Source organism: Mycobacterium sp. E3251 (genome assembly GCF_001666835.1).
Taxonomy (GTDB): domain Bacteria; phylum Actinomycetota; class Actinomycetes; order Mycobacteriales; family Mycobacteriaceae; genus Mycobacterium.
On sequence record NZ_LZJF01000157.1, the window covers coordinates 1 to 740 of the forward strand.

General features: G+C 66.9%; 2 pseudogenes. One reads left to right on the forward strand and one right to left on the reverse strand.

What is annotated here, in order from left to right:
• Positions 1-201 (reverse strand): annotated as a pseudogene (locus tag A5697_RS27340) (glycosyl transferase family 1); the annotation flags it as partial.
• 96 nt (positions 202-297) lie between these two features.
• Here A5697_RS27340 and A5697_RS19305 point away from each other — a divergent pair.
• Positions 298-740: pseudogene (locus tag A5697_RS19305) on the forward strand (glycosyl transferase family 1); the annotation flags it as partial.

A 740-nucleotide genomic window follows, 5' to 3' on the forward strand; every position in this document is an offset into this window, starting at 1 on the left:
GACTAGCAGCGCCGGCAGGTTCGGGGCGAGCTGGCCGTTCGGTCGCATCGGGAAATAGTGCATCGTGGCCAACGGGAGCTTGAGATACTCCGCCACGTCCGCCGCGACCCCCGGAAAGCCCGGGCCGGTGAACACGAGATCGGCACCCTCCGACAGCGATGTCAGCGTCGCGCTCATGTCCGCCCAGGACCGGACCAGCATGTCCTGGGCTTCCCGCCACCGCCGTCTAACTTCGGGAAAGTCCCATAACTTGGCGAGGAAATCCGTGTCCCAAAAGCCCTCCTGCTGGTCCGGTCCTGGGCGGACATGAGCGCGACGCTGACATCGCTGTCGGAGGGTGCCGATCTCGTGTTCACCGGCCCGGGCTTTCCGGGGGTCGCGGCGGACGTGGCGGAGTATCTCAAGCTCCCGTTGGCCACGATGCACTATTTCCCGATGCGACCGAACGGCCAGCTCGCCCCGAACCTGCCGGCGCTGCTAGTCCGCTCCGCGATGGCCACGCTGGACTGGGTCCAGTGGCGGGTGACCAAGAAGGCCGAGGACGCGCAGCGCCGCGCATTCGGTCTGCCGAAGGCAAAAGGTCCCGCGCCGCAACGGATGACGGCCCGCGGCGCGTTGGAGATCCAGGCCTATGACAAAGTGTGCTTTCCCGGGCTGGCCGACGAATGGGCGAAGTGGAGCGGCCAGCGCCCCTTTGTCGGGACGCTGACCATGGAGCTGACCACCGATACCGACGACGA